Raw genomic sequence first — 25,447 nt, 5'->3', positions numbered from 1 at the left:
GACGTCTCGCCTGAACCTGTCGCCGTGATGTGTCCCGGCAGCCCCATACCGGATAGGGCGTGAGTATGCGGATTGCGCTGCTGTCGTATCGCAGCAAGCCGCATTGCGGCGGCCAGGGGGTTTACGTCCGGTACCTCAGCCGGGGACTGATCGAACTCGGACACCACGTCGAGGTGTTTTCGGGTCAGCCCTACCCCGAGGAACTCGACTCCCGGGTCGTGCTGACCGAGGTACCCAGCCTTGACATGTATCGCGAGCCCGACCCCTTTCGGATTCCACATCCCCGGGAAATCCGGGATGGCATCGACCTCCTCGAATTGGGCGGGGTGTGGACGGCCGGCTTCCCCGAACCGCGCACCTTCAGCCTGCGCGCCGCGCGCCTGCTGGCCGATCGGCACAGCGACTTCGATGTAGTGCACGACAACCAGAGCTTGGGCGACGGCTTGCTGAACATCGCGGCGACCGGTCTCCCGGTGGTGGCGACGGTGCATCATCCGATCACCCGCGACCGGGTATTGGATCTGGCGGCCGCACAGTGGTGGCGTAAACCGATGGTGCGCAGATGGTATGGCTTTTTGAAGATGCAGGAGCGGGTCGCTCGCCGCATTCCGGAGTTGTTGACCGTCTCGTCCTCCTCGGCCACCGACATCACCACAGACTTCGGCGTGCACCCCGACCAGCTCCATGTGGTGCCGCTAGGTGTGGACACCGACATGTTCGCGCCGTCGACGGAGCCGCGAATTCCCGGTCGCATCATGGCGATTGCCAGCGCAGACCGGCCGCTCAAGGGCGTCGGGCACCTGCTGCAGGCAGTGGCCAAGCTACGGATCGAGCACGACCTCGAGCTGCAGCTGGTGGCCAAACTCGAACCCAACGGTCCCACCGAGAAGTTGATCGCTGAGCTCGGCATCTCCGACATCGTGCACATTTCCAGCGGACTTTCCGACGCGGAGCTGGCACGACTGTTTGCCTCCGCTGAAATCGCCTGTATCCCTTCGCTTTACGAAGGATTCTCGCTCCCGGCCGTAGAAGCGATGGCTAGCGGGACTCCGATCGTGGCCAGTCGTGCCGGCGCACTGCCAGAGGTGCTCGGACCCGACGGCGGTTGCGCCCGGCTGGTGCCTCCCGGTGACGCTGTAGAGCTGATTCGGGTGATCGGCGAGCTGCTGGCGTCCCCCGATCAACTGAAGCGACTCGGCGCGGCAGGTCGCCGCCGTGCTGTCGAGGTGTTCAGCTGGGAATCGGTGGCTGCCCAGACGGTGCGCGTCTACGAAAGGGCCATCGCTCGAAACTCGGCGAACCGTGACCCGCGCCAGGCAGTGGGTGAGCCGTGCTGACAGTGGATTTCGACCGCCTGGGTATCGGTCCCGGCGCCAAAGTCATCGACGTCGGCTGCGGGGCGGGCCGGCACAGCTTCGAGGCGTACCGGCGGGGTGCCGAGGTCGTGGCATTCGACCACGATGCCGTCGAGCTCGGCGAGGTCGACACCCTGTTCCGTGCCATGGCCGACGCCGGGGAGGTGCCGCCGGGGGCCCACGCCGAGACCGTCGTCGGCGACGCGCACGCGTTGCCGTATGCCGACGGGACGTTCGACTGCGTCATCGCCTCGGAGATCCTCGAGCATGTTCCGGCTGACGACGCCGTCATCGCCGAGCTGATTCGGGTGCTCAGGGTCGGTGGCCAACTGGCCGTGACGGTGCCCCGATGGTTGCCCGAGCGGGTGTGCTGGCTGCTCTCCGACGACTATCACAGCAACGAGGGCGGCCACATCCGGATATATCGGGCAAATCAGTTGCGCGGCAAGATCACTGGCCGCGGCATGACATTCACCCATACGCATCACTCGCACGCGTTGCACTCCCCGTTCTGGTGGCTGAAATGCGCAGTCGGCGTGGATAACGCGGACCATCCGGCTGTCGCCGCTTACCACAAGATGCTGGTATGGGACATCATGCAGCGCCCCCTGCTGACCCGGATGGCCGAAGTGACATTGAACCCGCTGATCGGCAAGAGCGTCGCACTGTATTTCGAGAAACCGGTACCCGCCGTTGAGCTGGTCTAAGGTACCGGGCGTCCCCGGCGTCCTCTCCCCCGTCGAATGCCGGCAGACGGCGGAATCTATTGCCGCACTTCAAGGCTCGTCCGGTGAAATCCCATGGTCGGACGACGGGCACACCGACCCGTGGGACCATGTGGAATGCGCGATGGCACTGACCGCGGCCGGCCTGACCGAAGCGGCGCGACGCGCCTTCGATTGGTGTCGTCACCGACAACGGCCGGACGGCTCGTGGCCGATCCAACTTCGCGCGGGCATCGTCGAGGACGCGAACAGCGACAGCAACTTCTGTGCATATGTGGCAGTGGGAGTCTGGCACCACGTGTTGGTCACCGGTGACCGGGGCTTTGCGACCGCGATGTGGCCGACGGTGCGCGCGGCCATCGACTTCGTCTTGGAGCTGCAACTGGAGGGCGGCGAGATTTGTTGGGCGCGTGGCGCTTCAGGGCCGTTAACGGAGGCGCTGCTCACCGGTTGCGCCAGTATTTTCCACAGCATGCGCTGTGCACTGGCCTTGGCGAATCTGGTCGACGAACCGCAGCCCGAATGGGAGCTCGCGCTCGGCCGGCTGGGTCATGCGATCACTGCCCATCCATCCGCGTTCACCGAGAAGCCGCATCACTCGATGGACTGGTACTACCCCATCCTGGGTGGCGCACTGCGCGGTCGCGCCGCGGAAGCCCGGATTGCGGACCGGTGGGGCGATTTCGTCGTCGACGGTCTGGGCATCAGGTGTGTCGACGACCGGCCGTGGGTGACCGGTGCGGAGACCTGCGAGCTCGTGCTGGCACTGGACGCGATGGGCAATCGGCAGGCTGCCCTACAGCAGTTCGCCGCCATGCAGCACCTGCGCGAGAAGGACGGGTCCTACTGGACCGGCCTGGTCTTCAGCGATGGAAAGCGTTGGCCCGTCGAGCGAACCACCTGGACCGGAGCGGCGGTGATTCTCGCCGCCGATGCGCTGTCTTCTACGACCGCGGGCAGCGCCATCTTCCGTGGTACCGATCTGCCGCGCGGCTTGGAGGGCGACTACGACTGCGAGTGCGCGACCAGCCAGTCCGATCGCTAGACCGCGACCCCGGCGTCGCCTGCAATCCGTTCCAACACCCGCATCGATCCGGTGACGGATCTCTCCATGAACACGCCGCTTTGTACAGCACGGCAATAGATTTCGTAGGGGGCCTGGCCGCCGTCCCGCGGGTCGGGGAACACGTCGTGGATGATCAACGCGCCTCCGATGGCCACCCACTTCGCCCAGCCGTCGAAGTCTTGGCGCGCGGCATCCTCGCTGTGACCGCCGTCGATGAACAACAGTTGCAGCGGCGTGCGCCAGCCCCTGGCCACCACGGTCGACTTGCCGACCACCGCCACCACGTTGTCGTCCAGTGCGGCCGCGTCGAGGGTGTGCCGCAACGTCGGCAAGGTGTCGAATAGTCCGGTGACGTCGTCGACCAGTGACCTGTCGTGGTACTCCCACCCGGGCTGATGTTCTTCGGAGCCGTGGTGGTGGTCGACGGTGTAGACCACGCTCCCGCGCGCCTGCGCCGCCGCGCCCAACAGCACGGTCGACTTACCGCAGTACGTACCGATCTCCACCCCGACGCCATGATCGAGGTAGCTCAGCGCCGCATCGTGCAGCGCGCGGCCCTCGTCGGCGGGCATGAAGCCGGTGACCTGCTCGGCCAATGCGAACAATCGCCTGGTCAGCTCGTCGTGGGCAGTGCGATCTGAGGAGGTCGTCATCATCAGAACGGTAACGCACAGGCGTCCTCGTCCGGTTGCCGCACCTGGGTCGGTGTAGTAGTGTCCGGACACGTGTCCACCCCGGTAGCTCGGGAATCGACCAGACGGCGACTGACCGCCAAGCAGGCCGACACCGTTGACCGGCTTGGTCAAGCCGCGATCGGCGTGCTGAGCCGAGAAGGCTTCTCCGGGTTGACGATTCGTATGGTCGCGGCCGAGGCCGGAGTCGGCGCAGCCACGGCGTACACCTATTTCTCGTCGAAAGAACACCTCGTCGCGGAAGTCTTCTGGCGACGGTTGGCATCGAGCCCGGTTCCGCCGATCGATTCGCCGGATTCAACCGCACGGGTGATCGCGGTGCTGCGTCACATCGCGTTGCTGGTGGCCGACGAACCCACACTCGCCGGCGCGGTGACCAACGCCTTGCTGAGCAAGGATCCCGAGGTCGAGCATCTGCGGCTGCGCATCGGCGGTGAGATCCATCAACGCCTGGTCACCGCGTTGGGTCCTGGTCACGTCCCCGACCTGGTCGAATCACTCGAGCTGCTGTATGCGGGGGCTTTGGTGCGCGCCGGCATGGGATATGCCTCGTACACCGAGATCGCCGATCGGCTGGAGGTATCGGCGCGGCTTCTCTTGCACGAGAAGCCCTAGCAGCCGGTTCCAGGCTGGCATGATCAACGCCCATGGACGTCGTCGATCATCCTGAGCGCGACGAAGACTGGGATAAAACGGCGCGATCTGAGACCGAAACCCAACGATTAGACCGCAATTGGCTCAGCCTGCTGCAAGAGCTGCGGGTCGTTCAGACCGGCGTCCAACTGCTCACCGGTTTTCTGTTGACGCTGCCCTTCCAGGCCCGCTTCGACGGGCTGAGCACCACCATGCGCGTGATCTTTTTGGCGACGGTGGGCTGTTCGATCGCCGCCACGGTGTTGTTGGAAGCTCCGGTCGCGATGCATCGCTTGCTGTTTCGTCGGCATCGAACCCAGTTCCTGGTCTCCGCGGCCCACCGGTTTGCTTATTGCGGACTGTTACTGATGGGCTTAGCCCTTACCGGCGTCGCGGTAATCATCTTCGGCGCGGTGGCAGGTCCGGTCTCCGGTGCCATTGCCGGGGCCTGCGCGTTCGTGGCTCAACTCTTTTTCTGGGTGCTGTTGCCGCTGTGGGCGCGACACGAGACGCCCCCGACAACCCCATAAGGACCGTCGCCACGGTTTGTCCTGCCGGCAACCTGGGAACACAGCTGCCATGTTGATTCGCAGAATCGCTCGCCCCCTGCTGTCCGCGGTATTCATTGGCCAAGGTGTCGAGACATTGCGCAACCCGTCCGCCACCCTCGAAGCGACCGGACCGACCGTCGCGGCCCTGCGTAATCTGCCGGAGCCGTACGGAGACAAGGTTCCGGCGAATCCCGAGACGGCCGCGAGAATAACCGCAGCGGTTCAAGTCGGTGGTGGATTGTTGCTGGCCACCGGCAAGTTGCCCCGGATCGCGTCAGCCGCGCTGGCGTTCACGGTGATACCGGGCAGCCTTGGCGGACACCTGTTTTGGAATGAAAGCGACCCGGAGCGCAAAGCGCAGAAACGCCGCGATCTGCTCACCGACCTGAGCCTGCTGGGCGGCCTCATCATCGCCGCCGCCGACACGGCCGGCAAGCCGTCGTTGGGATGGCGCGGTAGGCAAGCGGCGGGGCGCATCTCCGAGGCGGTATCGCATGCTCTCCCGTTGGACGGATCCGAGGACTCGGTGTTCGATTCCGAGCTGGCCGATCGGATCGCCCACAGCCTGCACGCCGGCGCCGAGCGCGGCCGGGAGTTTGCCAGCACCGCCGCCGAAAGAAGCGCGCCCGTCGTCGAGGAAGCCCGCAAGCGGGCCGGCGAACTGGCCAACACGGCCGCCGAAAGAAGCGCGCCGGTGGTCAAAAAGGCACGCAAGCGGGCCCGCAAGCGTGGCGCTCAGCTGGCGGACGCGGTGCGCGGCCGAGGCTCTGAGCTGGCCGACACCGCGCGCGAACGCGGCAGCGAGTGGGCCGACACCGCGCGCGAACGCGGCGTCGAGTGGGCCGACATCGCCCGCGAACGCGGCAGCGAACTCGGCGAGCGAGCCTACGAACGCGGTGGCGAGCTCGCGGAAACAGCACGCGAGCGCGGTGGCGAATTGGCTCACCGCGGACGAGTCAAAGCGCGTCACTGGCGCTGATCGGGCGGCCTCGGCGCGCGGTTCTTCGCCCGGCTGTTCGACGGCATCCTGGTGAACATCAAGCGCCCAAGCCGGACTTCAGCCAGTCGGCCGTCCGCAACTCGTTCATCGCCGTGACGATCAGCGCCAGCCCAACCAAGCAGGGCAAGCGCGACGAACTGGCCGGCGGCACCCAGGTGGTCAAGGGCTGAGCGACAGATACCGCACAAATGCCTCGACGATGGCCTCGACACCCTGCCCGACATCGACGGCCATCCCGTGCTCGTCGGCATCCAGCGGTTCCAGCGCGTCGAATTGGGACATCACCAACGACGACGGCATGAAGTGCCCGGGTCTGCCGGCTAGCCTGCCGCCGATCATCTCCGGTGAGCCGGTCAAATGCAGGAACACGACATCCGACCGGTACGAACGCAACTGGTCGCGGTATCGCCTCTTGAGCGCCGAGCAACTCATTACGCCGTCGTCATGTGTGGCCAGCCACCCCCCGACCGCGTCCAGCCACGGACGGCGATCATCATCATCGAGCGCTGTGCCGGCGGCCATCTTGGCCACGTTGGCGGCTGGGTGAAACGTATCGGCGTCAGCGAACGGAACGCCCAGGCGGCGCGCCAGCGCCGCACCCACCGTCGATTTGCCGGAGCCGGAGACACCCATCACCACGGCCGCACGCGTACCCGCTACTGGGCCGGCAGATTCCGGTTCCATTCCAGCCAGCCCACACCGGTTCGCCCGTCGGCGGTGGTCAGAGTGCCCCACACCCGGGGAAATTGGCTGATCCGCCCGTCTTGGGCCATCAACCGTAGCGGTGCATGACCGCCGACATCGACGGTTGCAGTGATGCCGCCGGGCTCGATTGCCAGCGTCGCGCCCACCGGCAATCCGCCGGCGTCGAATGTCTGTACCGGAGTGATGGTTTGCAACTCGGTGACCACCCCCCCACGGTCCTGAACATAGCCGACACTGACCGGCGGAACGCCCGGTATCCGAAGGCCCACCGCGTGCAGGTGTGTTCCGTCGTCGAGATGCAGCGCGCTCCAGATCCAATCCATGCTCCACCAGTCCCGCACTCCCCAGGAGTGGTCCCGCTGCCCGGGTACCGAGTCGAACGCGTAGCAGTGGCCGTCGACTGTGACGGAACCCGTTACGGTGCAGGGTATTTCGTATCGGGTAGTCAGCCGATACTGATACGGGGTGCCGTCGGTGGTCCACTCCAAATCGATCGCCACCTCGGCGGGTGCACCCTGTTCTGCGCGCAACAACGCTGCCGGGTCCTGATAGGACTGGCCGCGTCCGCGCAGGGCGATGCGGTACATGCGCAACGGCTCATCGGCGGAGTGGGTGAAATCGATTGCGTTTGTATGCACAGCCCACGGGTCGGCGGGCAGCGGAACCTCGAAATCGACTACTGCGACCGTGGGCAGGCCGGGACCGCACAGCAGGGCGTGCAACCACGCCGTCTGCTGATTGGGAATCAGACCGAGTCGTATCCAGCCGCCGAATCCCTGTGCGGCATCAGCGAAGTCGGCATACCAGCTCTCGCCCCACAGCTGCTCGTCGGTGGCCACGTGGGCCGATTCGTCATCGTGCGACGGGCACAGCGGCACGACGGCCGTCGGTGCGGGCAGGATGGCCAGTGCGTCCGTGTCCAGCACATGCTCACAATGCCGCTGCAGCAGCGTCATGAACATCGCGTCACCGCGTTCCGTGCGTTCCACCAGCATCGACGACACGATGGCCATCATCACCCCGAAAAAGCTCTGCCTGCGTACGCCTTCGCGGACATCAGCCAGGGTGATCGGCGCATCCGGTCCGAGCGCCCGGTAGTAGTCGAGGAGCAGCGCGTCGTAGTGTTCGCGCCGGTCGGCCACCGGCAGAGCGCAACCGAGAAAATACGCCAGGTCGGTCATCGCCGGACCCCACGTGACCGTCTGCCAGTCGACCACGGTCAGCCGGCGGGCGGCCCCGTCAGCGCCGAACAGCAGGTTGTCCAACCGATAGTCGCCGTGCACGAGGCCTCGAAGGTTACCGCTCCGGTTCGCGGCCGCCTCCTCGGCCAGGTAGCCGTCGAAGCCGTCAACCAGCCTGTCACACACCATGCGGTGCTGCGGCGCGATCTGGTCACCGTAGCGGTCGACGAAGCCGGCGTGCAGTGCGGTGATCAATGCCTGGTTGATCGGCGCGTCCCGATTGAGCCACGGCACGTCGGCGAGCGTGGTGTCACTCAACAACGGGCCTTGAAGATGGGCCAGTTGGGTGACCGCAATCTGAGCTTGCGTCGTTGTGGCGCCACGGATTTCATCGCCGACAACCGCAGGATTCGCGTCCCCGAGCAGCACGTCGAAAATCCCGGATGACGGGTCGAAACCGGTGTGGTAGCACGACGCGACCGGACCGTGCAGCCGCGGAGCGATGTCCCGGTAGAAGGACACTTCACGCTCGTAAAGCCCGAGCGTCATCCCGGTCTGACGGCTCATCGGGTCGGTCGCCGCAACCTTGAGCACCACCGAGTGTGGTCTGTCTGCATCCGGCGCGGTGTCGGCGTAGCTCAACTGGACCCGGTAGCACTCGCTCATCTGGCCGGTGCCGATACGCTCGACAGCGAAGTCGACGATGGTCCCGGCGCCGATAGCTGCGGTGAGCCACTCGGCGGTGAGGTCAGCCGGCCGTTCGACGACGTTGTCGGTGTGCGGTGTCATGGCTCGTCCACGAAACCACATCCGCGGTCATCGCGCCAGGGAAAAACCCTCCCACGCCAACCGCCGCTCAGGGTGCGGATCGAACTCGAGATGTGACTTACGGTCGAAGACCATCACCGCACGGTCGGCGTTGGTGTAAGCCGGCCAGTCGTCACCGGGGCTGCCGGTACGGCTGAAAGACCGCCAGCGCCTTTGTACTTCGTTGGTGACCCGCAGAGCGGATCGCCGATCAGCGGGCGCGGTCAGCAACGCCCCGAGCTTTGTGCGGTACACCCCGAATACCGCGAGCAGTTCCGTGGCGTGGGTTGCCCCCAGCCCGGACCAGCGCAACACGCGGGGTGCGTAGTCGTATCGATAGAAGTAAGCGGGAGCATGCCGGCCGTGGGCCTCGGCGATCTCCCATGCCGCCGAGCTGAAGGCGAAATCTCCGCCCAGCCGGATGCATGCGGACCGCCCCGGATAGTCCGGGTAGGCGTCGGTAATGCGTTCCCGCGCAGCAGGTTCCATCTCAGCCAGCAGCGCCTCGATCATCGGCTCGGTCGTCGGCAGCAATTGGAGAAAGCGGGTGAACAGACGTCCCTCTTCTGCGTTGGTTCCCACGATGAGCGGAACCCGATGCGCGGTGCCCTGCCTCATCGCTTCGACGGGGTCCAGTGGCAGGTAGTCGTCACCGAAGACGGGGCCGATGGGGAACGCGCCCAGCATGTCTCGCACACCGTCGTCGATCAGCCGATTCTGCGCGGCCACCAGCTCCGCGGGGGAAGCTTTCATCAGCGCGTGCGCGGCATCCTGCGTGCGGACGCCCAACAACGTGGCGAATCGCTCGGCGAACTCTGCGGCGACCTCACTTGACCGCGTCATACCGCTGGCGGGGCTTTCCGAAATCGCCTGGGCAAAAAGGCCTTTGGCGTCGGGTGCCGCCAGCAATGCCGCGACGGCGTGCGCACCGGCGCTTTCGCCGAACACCGTCACGTTGTCAGGATCACCACCGAACGCCGCGATGTTGTCGTTGACCCAGCGCAGCGCCGACACCAGATCACGCAGAAACAGGTTGCTGTCTAACGCGATGTCCGCCGTCGACAGCGCCGACAAGTCGAGGCAGCCCAGCGCGCCGAGCCGGTAGTTGACCGATACGTAAACACAGCCACGGCGAGCCAGGGCCACCCCGTCGTAGATCGGAGTGGCCGAGCTGCCCAGGATGTATCCGCCGCCGTGCACGAAGACCATGACGGGCAGAGACTCGGTGTCCGCCGCTTCCGGCGCGACGACATTGAGGGTGAGGCAGTCTTCGCCCATCGACTGGTATTTGCCGACTCCGAGCACCGTGTAGCGGCGCTCTTGCGGCGCACATTTGGTGAAGCCGTGGCAATAACGCACACCCCGCCACGGCTGCGCCGGCTCCGGTGCCCGAAACCGCAGCGCACCAACCGGTGGCCGGGCGTACGGGATGGATCGCCAACGGTGAACGCCGTCGCGGGTGAAGCCTTCGACGGTGCCGGCGGCTGTCGTCACGCGGACGGTGTGTTCGTGCATCACCTGACGGTAGCGAACATCAGGGAGCAGCGTTCGGCAGGTCCGGTTCGAGGACCCGGATCGTCCCGTCGGTGCCGTCGACCTCGACCAGCGTCCCGGGTGGGAGGCGTCGGGTGGCGTCGTGGGCATCGACCACGCACGGGATGCCGAATTCGCGTGCTACCACCGCGGCATGCGACATCGGCCCACCCAGCTCCGTCACGACGGCGCCTGCATAGGAGAAAGCGGCCGTGTAACCGACGTCGGTGACTTCGGCGACGAGTATCTCGCCGGCTTCCAGGTCGTCGATGGTCTCCGGCCGGACAATCCGGACGCGCCCGCGGACTCGGCCCGCACTCACGCCGAATCCGGTCAGCGTTTCGCCGGGGGAAAGTGCTGACGCCGCGACGGCTGTAGGCCGCCACTCGCCGGTGAAGACCGCCGGCGGCGTCACCCCGGCAAGTCGGCGCTGTTCGGCGCGACGGCCCGCCACGAGGGCCGCGACATCGGCCGGCAACGCGTCCAGTTCATCGACCAGCAGATAAAATACGTCGTCGACAGTCTGCACCGTTCCGGATTCCACCAGCCTGCGTCCAAGCTCACGAAGTAGGTTGCGCAGCACCCAGTTTGCCCGCACCATGCGGTCGCGACGGACTTCGCGGTCGCGAACCTGGTGGGCGGCCAGCAGCGCCACCGGACGGGCGCGCAGTGCGATCACCGGACGGCTGGCCTCCGACCGGGACGGCATGTCAAGTGATTTCGACACCATGCGCAGCAGCAACTCTGGGTTGTCTGAGTAGCTCGACGATCGCATCTCCAGCTCCGCGGGGCCGCGGTGTCCCACCTGGTTCAACTCACTCAGGACGGCAGCGTGGAACCGCGGGGCGTTGGCCGACAATTCGGAGAGGTGGTCGCCGGGACCCGACAGTATCCGGGCCGCGTCAGCGTCACGCTGTGCGGTATCGGCCAGCCGGTACACGGCGCTGAGCGGCCCCGCGCTGGCCAGCTGTTGACCGACCGGTAGCACCATGTCGCGCCCGTTCAGGCCGCGCAAGATCGTACTGAGTGCGGCGAACGCCATGAATGTCCCAGATGCGAGCACCCAGCCGTCGACGACGTAGTCGCGCGCCAACAAGATCAAGCTCTGCAGTCGCGGTTCGGAAAGTTGCGAAAGATCGCCCACCGAAATCTCTTCCAACCGCTCGATGTCGTGGACGAAGTCGCCCGTGTCGCGAGTTGCGCCGACGATCAGCCCGGCCAGGTTGACTCCGAACACGCCAAGATTACGGATGGTGCGCAACGGGCCTGCTGCGCTGTGTGATTCGCGCGGTAGCTGCTGCTCACCGTGTATCGGCAGCGAGGCCACGCTCGGGCCAAAGAACTGGCTCTGCCGAACCACTGTCCCCGGCTTGACGAACGGCACGACTTCGGCCATGTAATGCGCGGTGGTGATGGCTCCGTACAGGCGGTGCGCGAACACTCCGACTGTCCGAGTGGCCATCTCGCGCTGAGTCAGTCCGCCGGGCCGCAGACGTCGCGCGATGACCGCACCTGATGCGCGTAGTCCTTTGACCGTGACCGACGCCGACGACGGCGAGAACGGCCCCGGCAGCGCCTCCGACAAGTTGGTGGCCAGATAGGTGGGGAAGCGGGGGTCGATCGGGGTGTCGAACTCGCCATTGCCACCGTCCGGGCCGGCCATCACCGTCGGCACCCCGTCGGCGGCCGGTATATCGACCGCCGGGATGTCCTGCACATGCGTCAATCGCCACGGCAGCGACGTCGACCACGATCCGAAGCTCACGTGGCCGCGCACCGCCAATGCGACATCCTCGAGACATTCCTGCCCGGTCCAGGCCGGTGTGTAGTTCCATTTATCGTGCAGCAGAGCAGTATCCAGCGGTGGCGCGCTCACCAGTAGGTCAAGCTCCGCGGCCTGGCTCAGCCCTCGCAACCACCTGGGCACTCGCACGATCGGTCGCCCGAGTGTCTCGGCGATCTCTGCGAGGGTGAACTGCCCGGGCGCGGCGAGGTTCACCGGCCCGCTGCCGGCGCCCGGGTCGACGGCGGCTTGAACGAAAACCCGGTGCGCGTCGTCGCTGTGCACGACTTGCAGGGGCCCGTCGCTGTCGGGGAAGAAAGCGGAAGCCAACGCCCGTCGCACCCAATTGTCGACTCCGCGACCAAGGACCGCCGCCGCGCGGATCGCCACCCATTCGGCACCGGACGCCGCAATCATCTCTTCGGCGCTCGCCTTGGCGCGTCCGAACACCGAAATAGGCTGCAGCGAATCAGCTTCCGACATGGTCGATGCGCCGGGACCGTAGACATGTGCCGATGAGGCGAAGACGATGCGGCGTGTACCGCTCTGCGTCATCGCGTCGAGCACATTGCGGGTGCCGCCAGCATCGACCTCGTGTTGGGCGGCCGCAGGGTTGACCGTCCAGGCGCAGTGCACCACGACTTCCGCTCCCGCGACGGCGCGCCGCACCGCCGCTGCGTCGCGAATGTCGCCTTGCACGAAAGTGGCCCCGCTTGGCCAGCTTTCAGGTCGATGACGGGCCAGTCCAGCGACGTCGTGGCCCGAGCTGAGCAGCCGCAGAACCACGCCGCGACCGATTACTCCGCTGGCACCGGTGACGACGATCCTCACGGGTGAACCTCGAACCTCATCTGGCTAGTCGTCGTCGTCGAGGAACGCGGCATTGACCAAGTCGTCGAGATCCATTGTTGCGAGAGCCTTTTCCCTGGTCAGCTCCGCGTCGGAGCCGTTGACCTCGTTCGCCAAGCTGAGCAACAGGTCCAGCACCCCGGCCTGTCGAAGTCGTTTGACCGGAATAGCCGCGACGACTCGCTGGATCTCGGCTTCACCGGGCGCAGCCTTGGGCGCCGCTTCGGCCGAGGCACCGACCAGCTCCTGGTGGAAGTAGCCGGCCAGCGCTGTGGAATTCGGATAGTCGAAGATCAGCGTCGGCGACAGTGGCAGCCCGGTCGCGGCTTTGAGCCGGTTGCGCATCTCGACAGCGGTCAATGAGTCAAAGCCCAACTCTTGGAACGCCTTATCCGGGTCGATGGACTCCGGGGTGCTGTTGCCCAGCACGGTGGCGATATGCGATCTCACCAGATCCAGCAGCACCGCCTGCTGCTCGTCTTCAGGCAGACCGTCGAGACGTTGCAGCAGCGCGGACTTCGACTTGGCTGCGGCCAGCGAATCGTCGACCTGACGCCGTGCCGGCGCATTGACCAGATCGACGAACATCGGCGGCAAGGTGCCGCCGTCGAACTTCGCACGAAGGGCGGTGATGTCGATGTGCGCGGGCAGCAGGAACGGTTCGTCGATCACCATCGCGGTGTCGAGCAGTTGCAGCGCCTGGGTGGAGGACATCGCCACGATGCCGTCGCGGGCGAATCGCGCGAAGTCCACCGCCTCCAGCCCGCCGGTCATGTCGCTGGTCTGATCCCACAGCCCCCAGCCCAGCGAGATCGCCGGCAGACCGTGCTTTCGTCGATGCGCCGCCAAACCATCCAGGAAGCTGTTGGCGGCGGCGTAGTTGGCTTGGCCCGACGACCCCACCAGACCGGCCATCGACGAAAACATCACGAACGCCGACAAATTCGAATCCTTGGTCAACTCATGCAAATTCCAGGCAATGTCGGCCTTGGCCCGCAACACCGCATCCACCCGCTGCGGCGTCAGCGAGGTCACCACCGCATCGTCAAGAACACCCGCAGTGTGAATCACCGCCGACAACGGATGCTGCACCGGAATGTCAGCCAACACCTTCGCCAGTGCCGCGCGGTCGGCCGCGTCACACGCCACCACCGACACCTCGGCACCGGCAGCGGACAGCTCGGCCGTCAACTCGGTGGCCCCGGGTGCATCCGGACCACGCCGGCCGATCAACACCAGGTTTCTGACGCCGTGATTGGCGACGACGTGACGCGCCAGCGCCGAGCCCGCCATCCCGGTCCCGCCGGTGATCACGACCGTGCCCAATGCCCACGCATCCGGCATTGTGAGGACTACCTTGCCGGTGTGACGAGCCTGACTCAGATACCGCAATGCCGCGGGCGCACGGCGCACGTCGAAAACGGTCACAGGCAGCGGGCGCAGTGTCCTGTCGTCGAAAAACGCGGCCAGGTCGGCCAGCATCCGCTCGATGTGATCCACACCCGCTTCGAAGAGGTCGAAGGCGCGGTAGCGCACACCGGGATACTGCTGCGCGATCTCGCCGGGGTCCCGCATATCGGTCTTGCCCATTTCCAGGAAGACCCCGCCGGGAGCGACCAGACGCAGTGAAGCGTCGACGAATTCACCGGCCAGCGAGTCCAGTACCACGTCCATGCCGCGGCCGCCGATCACCGCACCGAACTTGTCTTCGAAGTCCAGCGTGCGGGAATCACCGATGTGGTCGTCGTCAAAACCCATTGCCCGCAACGTGTCCCACTTACCCCGACTGGCGGTGGCGAAAACCTCCAGGCCGAAGTGCCGCGCCAACTGCACCGCAGCCATCCCCACCCCGCCGGCACCGGCATGCACCAGCACCCGCTGGCCGGGTTTGACGTCGGCCAACGTGGTCAGCGCGTAGTAGGCCGTTGTGAAAACCACCGGCGCCGTGGCGGCTTCGGTATATGACCATCCCGTCGGGATCTCCATCAGCAGGCGCGCATCGGTGACCGCGATGGTGCCGGTACCTTCGGGGAACAGCCCGGTGACCCGGTCACCGACGGCGAAACGACCGACATCCGATGCGGTTTCGACCACCACACCGGAAGCTTCCACACCCATCACGGCGTCCACGTCGGGATACAGACCCAGAGCGATCATGACGTCGCGGAAGTTGGCCGGCATGGTGCGGACCGCGACCCGGACCTGGCCGGGTTCCAGCGGTGCATCAGCATCCGGGATGGGTTCGAGAACCAGGTTTTCGAACGTTCCCTTGCTGGACATGCCCAGTCGCCATGCCTCGTCACCGGGGGGCACCAACAGCGCGTCCACCGCCCGGCTGCCGTGCACCCGGCCCGTGTACACCGTTTCATTGCGCACCACGACCTGTGGCTCACCTGCTGCCAGTACCGCGCCGATCGTCGTATCACTCAGCGGCGCATCGGAATCCACCAGCACGATCCGGCCCGGGTGTTCGGTCTGGGCCGAACGCACCAACCCCCACACGGCGGCACCGGCCAAATCTGTGACGTCCTCCCCCGGCAGCCCCAGCGCGCCGCGCGTCGACACCAGCAGCATTCCCGAGTCGTGCTCGGCGAGCCAGGACTGCAGCCCGGCCAGCGCGTCGTGAGTGCGGCCGTAGGTCGAAGCCAGCGTGTCGTCGTCGGCGGGCTGAGATTCGAACACGTCGTACGACGGCGTGTCGGCCTGCGATTCGCAGGCAGCCGGTGACCAGATCACTTCGAAGATCCGGTCGGGGCCGGATCCCGAGACGGCCGCCATCAACTGCTGTCGCGACACCGGGCGCGCCACCATCGAAGCCACCGACAACACCGGCAATCCCAGTGCGTCGGCCAACTCCACGGAAACCGCCGACGGGCCTGACGGTGCAATCCGCGCCCGCACCGACGACGCGCCCGCCGCGTGCAGCGACACACCCTGCCACGAGAAAGGCACCAGGACGCTGTTTTCGTCGTCGCGGTCGGTCTCGGTCGCGACGATCACGGCATGCAAGGCAGCGTCCAAAACCGCTGGGTGCACTCCGAATCCGGCCGGTGACACCCCAGCGTCGCCGGGCAGCGAGACCTCGGCGAAGACCTCGTCGCCGCGGCGCCACATCGCGGTCAGGCCTTGGAACGCCGGGCCATATCCATAGCCGCGCGCTGCCAACCGGTCGTAAAGGCCGTCGATGTCGACCGGAGCCGCGCCCGGCGGTGGCCAGCTCGACATATCCGAGCTCGCATCGGCTGCGCCGGGCCGGACGACCCCTTCTGCGTGCAGAGTCCAGCCGGCGTGTGCGTCGCCGCGGGAAAACACCGACACCGCACGGTTGCCCGATTCGTCGGCACCGCCGACGACGACTTGCATCGCCACCGAACCGGCTGTCGGGATCACCAGCGGCGCCGCCAGCATCAATTCGTCGACGACCGGGCAGCCGACCTCATCGCCGGCGCGGATTGCCAGTTCGACAAAGCCCGCGCCCGGGAAGATGACCACGCCGCCAATGGCGTGATCGTTCAGCCACCCGTGCGATGCCGCCGAAAGCCGGCCGGTCAGCACCACTCCGCCCGAGCTCGGCAGCTCCACCACTGCACCCAACAGGGCGTGCTCGCTGGCGGTCAATCCCAGACCAGCGGCATCGACGGCGGCTTCATCAGCGGAGAGCCAAAAACGCCGTCGCTCAAAGGCGTACGTCGGCAGCTCGATAAACGCGGCACCGGGCAGCATGGCACGCCAATCCACTCCGACGCCGGCCACGAACGCCTGAGCCACCCCGGCCATCAGGCTGTTCGGTTCGGGACGGTCTTTTCGCAGCAGCGGCACCGACGCCACGTCGGCCTCGGCCAGTGTTTCCTCGATGGATGACGTCAGGCCGCCGCCGGGACCCACCTCGACGAATCGGCTGGCGCCAGCCGAATTCGCGTGGTGGATACTGTCGGCAAACCGCACCGCCGCCCGGATGTGATGCGTCCAGTAGTCGGCCGTCGCGAAGTCATCTCCGGCCAACTCTCCGGTCACGTTGGAGATCACCGGAATCGTGACCGGGTTGACCGTGAGTTCGCGGGCCGCCGCTTTGAACTCGCCGATCATCGGCTCCATCAACGGCGAGTGGAAGGCGTGCGAGACAGCGAGCCTGTGCACGCGGCGGCCCTGTTCGCGCAGCTGGTCGGCGATGGCGCTGACCGCCTCCTCGTCACCGGAAACCACAACGGACGACGGGCCGTTCACCGCGGCGATCCCGACGTTCTCGGTCAGCAGCGGGCGCACTTCCTCCTCGGTGGCCTGCACGGCGACCATGGCTCCGCCTGCCGGCAATGCCTGCATGAATCGGCCGCGCGCGACCACCAGCAGCGCGGCGTTCTCCAGCGACAGCGCACCGGCGACGTGCGCCGCGGTCAACTCGCCAACCGAATGGCCCATCACGAAGTCCGGGCGCACGCCCCAGGATGCCAGCAGGCGATACAGTGCAACCTCGACCGCGAACAGCGCCGGCTGAGCGAATTCAGTTGTGGCCAGGAGGTCTTCGTCGTGCCCCCACATCACCTCGCGCAGCGGGCGCAACAGGTGGCGGTCCAGCTCGCCGACCACGGTGTTGAACGCTTCGGCGAAGACTGGATAGCCGGCGTGCAATCCCATGCCCATGCCGAGCCATTGCGAGCCTTGCCCGGGGAAGACGAACACGGTTTTGCCGGCCGGCCCGGTGCCGGTGATCACCGACGCACCAGGCAGGCCGTCGGACAGCTCACCCAGACCAGCCAGCAACTGGTCGCGGTCAGCGCCCAGCACCACCGCACGGTGCTCGAACGCAACGCGACCTGCCAGCGACCATCCCACGTCCGCGGCGGCCAATTCGCTGCGGGCACCGACAAACCCGGCCAACCGCGCGGCCTGAGATTCCAGCGCCGCCGTCGACTTGGCCGACACCACCCACGGAATGACCGCTGGTGGTGCTGCCGGGCTTTCGGCCGTCGGCTCGACAGGCGGGACCGCTTCGATGATCACGTGCGCGTTGGTGCCGCTGATGCCGAACGATGACACCCCGGCCCTACGGGCGCGACCATTCGCCGGCCAGGGCTGCTGGTCGGTCAGCAGTTGCACGGAGCCCATCGACCAATCCACATGTGGGCTGGGCTGATCCACGTGCAATGTCGGCGGCAGTACCCCGTGCCGCATTGCCAGGATCATCTTCATCACCCCGGCGACGCCCGCCGCGGCCTGCGTGTGGCCCATGTTCGACTTGATCGACCCCAACCACAGCGGCGTCTGCCGGCCCTGTCCGTATGTCGCGAGTATCGCTTGGGCTTCAATCGGATCGCCCAGCGTGGTGCCGGTGCCGTGGCCCTCGACCACGTCGACGTCGGCTCCGGTCAGCCCCGCGCTGGCCAACGCCGAGCGGACCACGCGCTGCTGTGAGGGACCGTTGGGTGCGGTCAGCCCGTTGGAGGCGCCGTCCTGGTTGATCGCCGAACCGCTCACGACCGCCAGAACCGGGTGCCCCAGCCGTCGCGCGTCGGAAAGCCGCTCCACCACCAGCATCCCGCCACCTTCGGAGAATCCGGTGCCGTCGGCGGCCCCGGCGAACGCTTTGCAGCGGCCATCGGTGGAAAGCCCGCGCCAGCGGCTGAATTCCACGTAGATGTCCGGTGTGGCGTTGATCGTGACACCGCCGGCCAACGCCAGGTCGCACTCCCCTGACCGCAACGACTGCGCGGCCATGTGCAGTGTCACCAGCGACGTCGAACACGCGGTGTCCACCGAGACCGCGGGGCCCTCCAGCCCCAACACGTAGGCCACCCGGCCCGACGCGACACTGGACAGCTGACCGGTCAGCCGGAAGCCTTCCACCGGCTTGGCGGAGAACATGCCGTAGCCCTGTGTCATCAGGCCGGCGAAGACACCGGTCGCACTGCCCCGCAGCGTTGTCGGGTCGATTCCGGCGCGCTCCAGCGCTTCCCACGTCAGTTCGAGGAACATCCGCTGCTGGGGATCCATCGCCAACGCCTCGGACGGCCCTATTCCGAAGAACGCGGGGTCGAAGTCGCCGACGTCCTCGACGAAGCCGCCGGTGCGCGTGTAGCAGGCGCCGGGGACATCCGGATCGGGATTGTATAGATTCGCCAAGTCCCAGCCGCGGTCGCTCGGGAATTCGGTGACCACGTCGCGGCCTTCGATCACCATGTCCCACAGGTCTTCCGGGGAATTGACCCCGCCCGGGTACCGGCACGCCATACCGACGATCGCAATCTGGTCGTCTCCGGTGACCCGCACCGCAGGAACGTTCTTGATTTCTTGTGGCACTCCCGCGAGTTCGGTGCGGAAATAGGACGCCAGTCGACTCGGTGTCGGATAGTCGAAGATCAACGTCGGCGAAAGCGCCAGCCCGGTGGCAGCTTTGAGCCGGTTGCGCATCTCGACGGCGGTCAACGAGTCGAAGCCCAGCTCCTGGAACGCCTTGTCCGGGTCGACGGCCTCCGCAGTGGTGTTGCCCAGCACGGTGGCGATATGAGACCGCACCAGATCCAGCAGCACCGCGTGCTGCTCGTCCTCGGACAATCCGTGTATGCGTTGTGCCAGAGCAGATTTCGATTTGCTGGCGGCCAGCGAGTCGTCGACCCGCCGGCGCTTCGGCGCGTTGATCAGGTCGACGAACATCGGCGGGACCACCGCGGCATTGGCCCGCAGCGCGCCGGTGTCGATGTGAGCGGGCAGCAGGAACGGCTCATCGATCACCATCGCGGAGTCGAAAAGCAGGAGCGCGTCAGCCGATGACAGCGCCTTGACACCGGTGCGCGCCAGCCGGGCCCGGCCCGCGTCGTCCAGCCCGCCGGTCATGTCGCTGGCCTGGTCCCACAGACCCCAGCCCAGCGAGATCGCCGGAAGTCCGTGTGCGCGGCGGTGGGTGGCCAACGCATCGAGGAAGCTGTTGGCCGCCGCGTAGTTGGCTTGACCCGAGGACCCCACCAGACCGGCCATCGAGGAAAACATCACGAACGCCGCGATGTTCGAATCTTGGGTCAGCTCATGCAGGTTCCAGGCCGCGTCCACCTTGGCCCGCAACACGGCATCCACCCGCTCCGGCGTCAACGACGTCACGACCGCGTCATCGAGCACACCTGCGGCGTGGATCACCGCCGACACCGGATGCTGAACGGGAACATCGGCCAGCACCTTCGCCAGTGCCGCACGGTCGGCGGCGTCACAGGCCACAATCGACACCTCGGCACCGGCGGCAGACAGCTCTGCCGTCAACTCCGCAGCACCAGGTGAATCCGGGCCGCGGCGACTGATCAACAACAGCTGCCGCGCACCATGATTGGCCACCAGGTGGCGGGCCAGCGCCGACCCGGCCATCCCGGTACCACCGGTGATCGCGACCGTGCCGAATGCCCACGCGTCCGGCATCGTCAGCACAACCTTGCCGGTATGACGGGCCTGACTCAGGTACCGCAGTGCCACAGGTGCCCGCCGCACGTCAAACATCGTCACCGGCAACGGCCGCAGCACGCCGGCGTCGAAGAGCTCGGCAAGTTCCAGCAGGTATTGGTGCATGCGGTTGCGTCCGGGCTCAAAGAGATCGAAAGCGCGGTAACGCACGCCCGGATAGCGCTCTGAGATCACCCCGGGGTCGCGGATGTCGGTCTTGCCCATCTCCAGGAACACCCCGCCGGGCTTGACCAGACGCAGTGAGGCGTCGACGAATTCACCGGCCAGCGAGTCCAGCACCACATCCATGCCCCGGTCGCCGATCACCGCACGGAACTTGCCTTCGAAGTCCAGCGTGCGGGAATCACCGATGTGGTCGTCGTCAAAACCCATCGCCCGCAACGTGTCCCACTTACCCCGACTGGCGGTAGCGAACACCTCCAGCCCGAAGTGGCGCGCCAACTGCACCGCAGCCATCCCCACCCCACCGGTGCCGGCATGCACCAGCACCCGCTGGCCCGGCTTGACGTCGGCAAGGTGGACGAACGCGTAGTAGGCGGTGGTGAACACCGCTGATATGGCCGCGGCCTCAGCGTAAGACCAGTCCGAAGGCATCGGCAGCAACAGTCGGACATCGCCGGCCACCAGTGTGCCGCTGCCGTCCGGGAAGAATCCGTACACGTCGTCCCCGACGGCGAACTCGGTCACGTCGGGGCCGACTTCGACGACGACACCGGCGCCTTCACCACCGATCAGCGCATCGTGGGTGAACATGCCCAGCGTGATCATGATGTCGCGGAAGTTGGTGGCTATGGCACGCATGGCCACCCGAACCTGACCAGCTTCCAGCGGCGCGTCGGCGTTGGGTACCGGCTCCAATTGCAGGTTCTCGAAGGTGCCCGCGGTCGACAGCCCCAACCGCCACGGGCCGTCGGTCGGCGGCACCAACACACCGTCTACCGCGCGGCTACCGAGAACCCTTGCGGTGTAAATCGTTTCGCCCCGCAGCAATTGTTGTGGCTCGCCGACGGCCAGCACCTGTGCAGCCGTCGTATCACTCAGCGGCACATCGGAATCCACCAGCACGATCCGGCCCGGATGCTCGGTCTGGGCCGAACGCACCAACCCCCACACCGCAGCACCGGCCAGATCCGTGACGTCCTCCCCGGGCAGCCCCACCGCGCCGCGGGTCGACACCACCAACACGCCCGATTCATGCTCGGACAGCCAGGATTGCAGCCCGGCCAGCGCGTCGTGAGTGCGGCCGTAGGTCGAAGCCAGCGTGTCGCCGTCGGCGGGCTGAGATTCGAACACCTCGTATTCCGGCGTCTCGGTGTGCGACCGGGCCGACGCGGGCAACCAGACCAGCTCAAAGAGCCGGTCTCCGCCCGAGCCGGACATCGCCGCCTTCAATTGCTGCGGCGAGATCGGGCGAGCGATCAACGACGTCACCGTCAGCACCGGCAACCCCAGCCCGTCGGCCAGCTCCACCGACACCGCCGACTGACCGGCCGGCGCGATCCGCGCCCGCACTGCCGAGGCCCCCGCCGCGTGCAGCGAAACACCCTGCCACGAGAAAGGTAATGCCACTCCGGCGCCGTCCTGAGTCAACGCTGCGGCGTGCAGGGCCGCATCCAATAGCACCGGATGCACACCGAATCCGCTTACCCCGCCTGCTGCTTGCGGCAGCGTTACTTCGGCGAAGAACTCATCGCCGCGACGCCACAGTGCGGTCAACCCCTGGAAGGCAGGACCGTACTGGTAGCCGCGGGCGGCCAGCCGCTGGTAGCCGTCGGTGACATCAACGGGAGTCGCGCCTTCCGGTGGCCACACCGCCAAATCTGCACCCGGCTCAACCGGTCCGGATGACAACTGCCCCGTCGCATGGCAGGTCCACGCGGAATCTGAGGGCTCCCTGGAGAATACGGACATGCTGCGCTGGCCGGATTGCTCGACGGCTCCCACCACCAGCTGCACCGCCACCGAGCCCGACGGCGACAAGAGCAACGGTGCCTGCAAGGTCAGTTCGTCAATCACAGTGCAGCCGACTTCGTCTCCGGCCCGGATGGCCAACTCGACAAAGCCCGCACCCGGGAACACCACCAACCCGTCAACGGCGTGATCGGCCAACCAGCCCTGGGTGGCCGGCGAAAGCCGGCCCGTCAGCACTACCCCGCCCGACTCCGGTAGCTCCACCACCGCACCCAGCAACGGGTGCTCGCTGGCTCCCAGACCCAGGCCGGCAGCATCAACCGCTGCGCCGTCACCGGACAACCAAAACCGCCGTCGCTCAAAGGCATACGTCGGCAACTCGACGAAGCCGGCTCCCGGCAACACCGCCCGCCAGTCCACCCCGGCACCCGACACGAATGCCTGGGCGGCCGAACTGAGGAACCGCCTCAGGCCGCCGTCTTCGCGGCCGAGAGTGGGCACCACGACCGTGTCGGCCCCGCCGTCGGTCGCGGTGTCGTCGATACCGGCGATCAGCGCGGGGTGCGGGCTGGATTCGATGAAGGTCCGGTAGCCGCGTTCGGATGCGGTGCGTACCGCAGACGAGAATTCGACGGTCTGGCGGATGTTGCGGAACCAGTAGTCGGCGTTCAGGTCAGCGGTGTCCAGGATGCCGCCGGTGACCGTGGAAAAGAACACGGTGCGCGCCGAACGAGGCTCGATACCTGACAGCGCCTCGGCGAGTTGCTCGCGGATCGTGTCGACAGCAACGGAATGCGAGGCATAGTCGACGTCGATCCGACGGGCCCGCATCTCATGTTCGGTGCACTGCGCGACGATCTCGTCGAGCGCGACCACATCACCGGAGAGCACAACGGCCGATCGCCCGTTGATGGCGGCGATGCTGACGCGATCGCCGTACGGCGCCAACAGTTGTCGCGCGTGGTCCGGTCCACAGGCAAGTGAGGCCATACCGCCGCGGCCGGACAGCGCCAACAAGAGCTTGCTGCGCAGAGTCACCACGCGCGCGGCGTCGCGCAGCGACAGCGCCCCGGCGACGTAGGCCGCGGCGATCTCACCCTGGGAATGCCCGATGACGGCGTTCGGGCGCACGCCGATCGACCGCCACAATTCGGCCAGCGAAACCATTACCGCGAACAGCGCCGGCTGGACCACGTCGACGCGGTCCAGCCCCGGCGCGCCGGGCGCCCCGCGCAGTACGTCGATCAACGACCAGTCGATGAATTCGGCGAACGCCTCCGCGCACGCGTTCATCTGCTCGGCGAAAACTGGTGCCGTATCCAGCAATTCGACGCCCATCCCCAACCACTGAGAACCTTGGCCGGGGAATACGAAGACGGTTTTTCCTGCGGGGGTGGCATGGCCGGTGACCACCGAGGCGCCCGCCGTCCCGTCAGCCAACTCTGCCAATCCAGCCAACAACTGATCGCGATCACGGCCGAGCACCACTGCCCGATGCTCAAAAGTCGACCGGCCGGCCAACGACCAACCCACATCGGTGACATCCAAAGGCTCATGAGCACTGATGGATTCGGCCAACCGCGACGCCTGTGCCGCCAGCGCCGCCGCGCTCTTGGCCGACACCACCCACGGCACCACCGGCGGCCGCGGGGTGGCCGTCTCGACGCGCTCAGCCGGCCGGGAGTCCTCGATGATCACATGGGCGTTGGTGCCGCTGATGCCGAACGACGACACCCCGGCACGGCGGGCCCGACCGTTGGCCGGCCACGATTGGGCTTCGGTCAACAACGACACCGAGCCGGCCGACCAATCCACGTGCGGGCTGGGCGCGTCCACGTGCAACGTCGCCGGCAGCACTTCATGGTGCATGGCCTGCACCATCTTGATCACGCCTGCCACACCGGCTGCGGCTTGCGTGTGCCCCATGTTCGACTTGATCGACCCGAGCCACAACGGTTTGCGGGGCTCTCCCTCACGTCCGGCCCGATCTTGGCCGTAGGTGGCCAGCAACGCCTGGGCCTCGATCGGGTCGCCCAACGTCGTCCCGGTGCCGTGGCCCTCGACCACGTCCACCTCGGCCGCACTCAAGCCGGCGTTGGCCAATGCTGTACGCACCACCCGCTGCTGGGAGGGACCGTTGGGCGCGGTCAGCCCGTTCGAGGCGCCATCCTGGTTGACCGCGGTTCCCCGCACCACCGCGAGTACCCGATGACCCAGCCGCTGCGCATCCGAAAGCCGCTCCACGACCAGCATTCCGCCGCCCTCGGACCAGCCGACGCCGTCGGCCGCCCCGGCGAAGGGCTTGCAGCGGCCATCCGGCGACAGGCCCCGATGCCGGCTGAATTCGACGAAAACCGTTGGGGTGGCGTTGACTGTCGCGCCGCCGGCCAGTGCCAGATCGCACTCCCCTGACCGCAACGACTGCACCGCCATATGCAGGGCCACCAATGACGACGAGCACGCGGTATCCACCGACACCGCCGGGCCTTCCAGCCCAAGCACGTAGGCCACCCGTCCGGTGGCCACGCTGGACGTCATCCCGGTCAGCCGGTAGCCCTCGATCTCTTCGGCGAGCATGCCGTATCCCTGGACGATGATTCCGGCGAAGACACCGGTAGCGCTGCCCCGCAACGAGGTTGGGTCGATTCCGGCGCGCTCCAACGCTTCCCACGACAACTCCAGCAGCATCCGATGCTGCGGGTCGGTGGCCAACGCCTCGCTCGGTGCCACGCCGAAGAACCCCGCATCGAAACCGGCCACGTCGTCGACGAATCCACCCGCGCGGGCGTAGCACTTGTGCGGCGCATCCGGGTCGTCGTCGAACAGTTCGGCCAGATCCCAGCCGCGGTCGGTCGGGAACTCCGACATCACGTCGCGCTTCTCGGCGACCATGTCCCACAGGCTGTCCGGCGAGTCGACCCCGCCCGGGAATCGGCACGACATACCGACGATGGCGATCGGCTCGCCGGTACGCTCCAGCAGCGCCCGGTTCTTGCTCTTCAGGCGCTCGACCTGGACCAGCGCTTTCCGTAACGCCTCGGTTGCATGCTGAAGTTGATCAGCCATGTGGTTACCCCTCGCCTAACGTCGGTCGTCGCTCAATCCGGAATGCGGTCCCTGGATGAGCAGCAGAGTCATCGTTGGCAGGCGCCGACTCGCCCGCCCGATCCATGGCCCGGCTCCGCACCTGATTCCGGCGTCGCCCAGCGATCCATG

The 25,447-nt window shown here is 66.7% G+C and carries 12 protein-coding genes and 1 pseudogene; 7 read left to right on the top strand and 6 right to left on the bottom strand.

Going from position 1 to position 25,447, the window contains the following annotated elements:
• Positions 1–65: 65 nt before the first annotated feature.
• The 3 genes from VGG53_RS13655 to VGG53_RS13645 are packed head-to-tail and all read left to right on the top strand — an operon-like array spanning position 66 to position 3,125.
• Positions 66–1,337 carry a glycosyltransferase family 4 protein gene (locus VGG53_RS13655; protein ID WP_331518675.1) on the top strand — a complete coding sequence of 424 codons (1,272 nt, stop codon included), beginning with the start codon at positions 66–68 and terminating at the stop codon, positions 1,335–1,337.
• Entirely contained in the window at positions 1,331–2,062 is a 732-nt protein-coding gene (locus VGG53_RS13650) for a class I SAM-dependent methyltransferase (protein WP_331518589.1), read from the top strand. The genes VGG53_RS13655 and VGG53_RS13650 overlap by 7 nt, the downstream gene beginning before the upstream one ends.
• On the top strand, positions 2,049–3,125 hold the full coding sequence (locus VGG53_RS13645; RefSeq protein ID WP_331518588.1) for a prenyltransferase: 1,077 nt from the start codon (positions 2,049–2,051) through the stop codon (positions 3,123–3,125). The genes VGG53_RS13650 and VGG53_RS13645 overlap by 14 nt, the downstream gene beginning before the upstream one ends.
• Here the strand turns inward: VGG53_RS13645 and VGG53_RS13640 are convergent.
• Positions 3,122–3,799: a class I SAM-dependent methyltransferase gene (locus tag VGG53_RS13640; protein ID WP_331518587.1), complete on the bottom strand. Its 678-nt coding sequence runs from the start codon at positions 3,797–3,799 to the stop codon at positions 3,122–3,124. The genes VGG53_RS13645 and VGG53_RS13640 overlap by 4 nt on opposite strands.
• Positions 3,800–3,871: 72 nt before the next feature.
• Here VGG53_RS13640 and VGG53_RS13635 point away from each other — a divergent pair, with 72 nt between their 5' ends.
• The 4 genes and pseudogenes from VGG53_RS13635 to VGG53_RS13620 all read left to right on the top strand — a co-directional run.
• Positions 3,872–4,453, top strand: a complete 582-nt coding sequence (locus VGG53_RS13635; protein WP_331518586.1) for a TetR/AcrR family transcriptional regulator — start codon at positions 3,872–3,874, stop codon at positions 4,451–4,453.
• A 32-nt stretch (positions 4,454–4,485) separates the two neighbouring features.
• The gene (locus tag VGG53_RS13630) at positions 4,486–5,001 is read left to right on the top strand and encodes a DUF6328 family protein (RefSeq protein WP_331518585.1); all 516 of its coding nucleotides are present in this window, start codon (positions 4,486–4,488) and stop codon (positions 4,999–5,001) included.
• 49 nt (positions 5,002–5,050) lie between these two features.
• Positions 5,051–6,001: a DoxX family protein gene (locus tag VGG53_RS13625; RefSeq protein ID WP_331518584.1), complete on the top strand. Its 951-nt coding sequence runs from the start codon at positions 5,051–5,053 to the stop codon at positions 5,999–6,001.
• 8 nt (positions 6,002–6,009) lie between these two features.
• Positions 6,010–6,192: pseudogene (locus VGG53_RS13620) on the top strand (RDD family protein); the annotation flags it as partial.
• Here VGG53_RS13620 and VGG53_RS13615 read toward each other — a convergent pair.
• From VGG53_RS13615 to VGG53_RS13595, 5 genes are read right to left on the bottom strand one after another with little or no spacing between them, the layout of a single operon-like run.
• Positions 6,182–6,706 carry a gluconokinase gene (locus VGG53_RS13615; RefSeq protein ID WP_331518583.1) on the bottom strand — a complete coding sequence of 175 codons (525 nt, stop codon included), beginning with the start codon at positions 6,704–6,706 and terminating at the stop codon, positions 6,182–6,184. The pseudogene VGG53_RS13620 and the gene VGG53_RS13615 sit on opposite strands and share 11 nt — an antisense overlap.
• Entirely contained in the window at positions 6,679–8,697 is a 2,019-nt protein-coding gene (locus tag VGG53_RS13610; RefSeq protein ID WP_331518582.1) for a DUF7065 domain-containing protein, read from the bottom strand. The genes VGG53_RS13615 and VGG53_RS13610 overlap by 28 nt, the downstream gene beginning before the upstream one ends.
• Positions 8,698–8,724: 27 nt before the next feature.
• Positions 8,725–10,230 carry a carboxylesterase/lipase family protein gene (locus VGG53_RS13605; RefSeq protein ID WP_331518581.1) on the bottom strand — a complete coding sequence of 502 codons (1,506 nt, stop codon included), beginning with the start codon at positions 10,228–10,230 and terminating at the stop codon, positions 8,725–8,727.
• Positions 10,231–10,249: 19 nt separating this feature from the next.
• Entirely contained in the window at positions 10,250–12,862 is a 2,613-nt protein-coding gene (locus VGG53_RS13600) for an NAD-dependent epimerase/dehydratase family protein (protein ID WP_331518580.1), read from the bottom strand.
• Positions 12,863–12,886: 24 nt separating this feature from the next.
• Positions 12,887–25,297 carry a type I polyketide synthase gene (locus tag VGG53_RS13595; RefSeq protein ID WP_331518579.1) on the bottom strand — a complete coding sequence of 4,137 codons (12,411 nt, stop codon included), beginning with the start codon at positions 25,295–25,297 and terminating at the stop codon, positions 12,887–12,889.
• Positions 25,298–25,447 lie beyond the last annotated feature (150 nt).

The organism is Mycobacterium sp., from assembly GCF_036490025.1.
Classification (GTDB): Bacteria; Actinomycetota; Actinomycetes; order Mycobacteriales; family Mycobacteriaceae; genus Mycobacterium.
The sequence above is the reverse complement of the archived record's forward strand: the minus strand, read 5'-3'. Positions and strand labels throughout refer to the sequence as shown.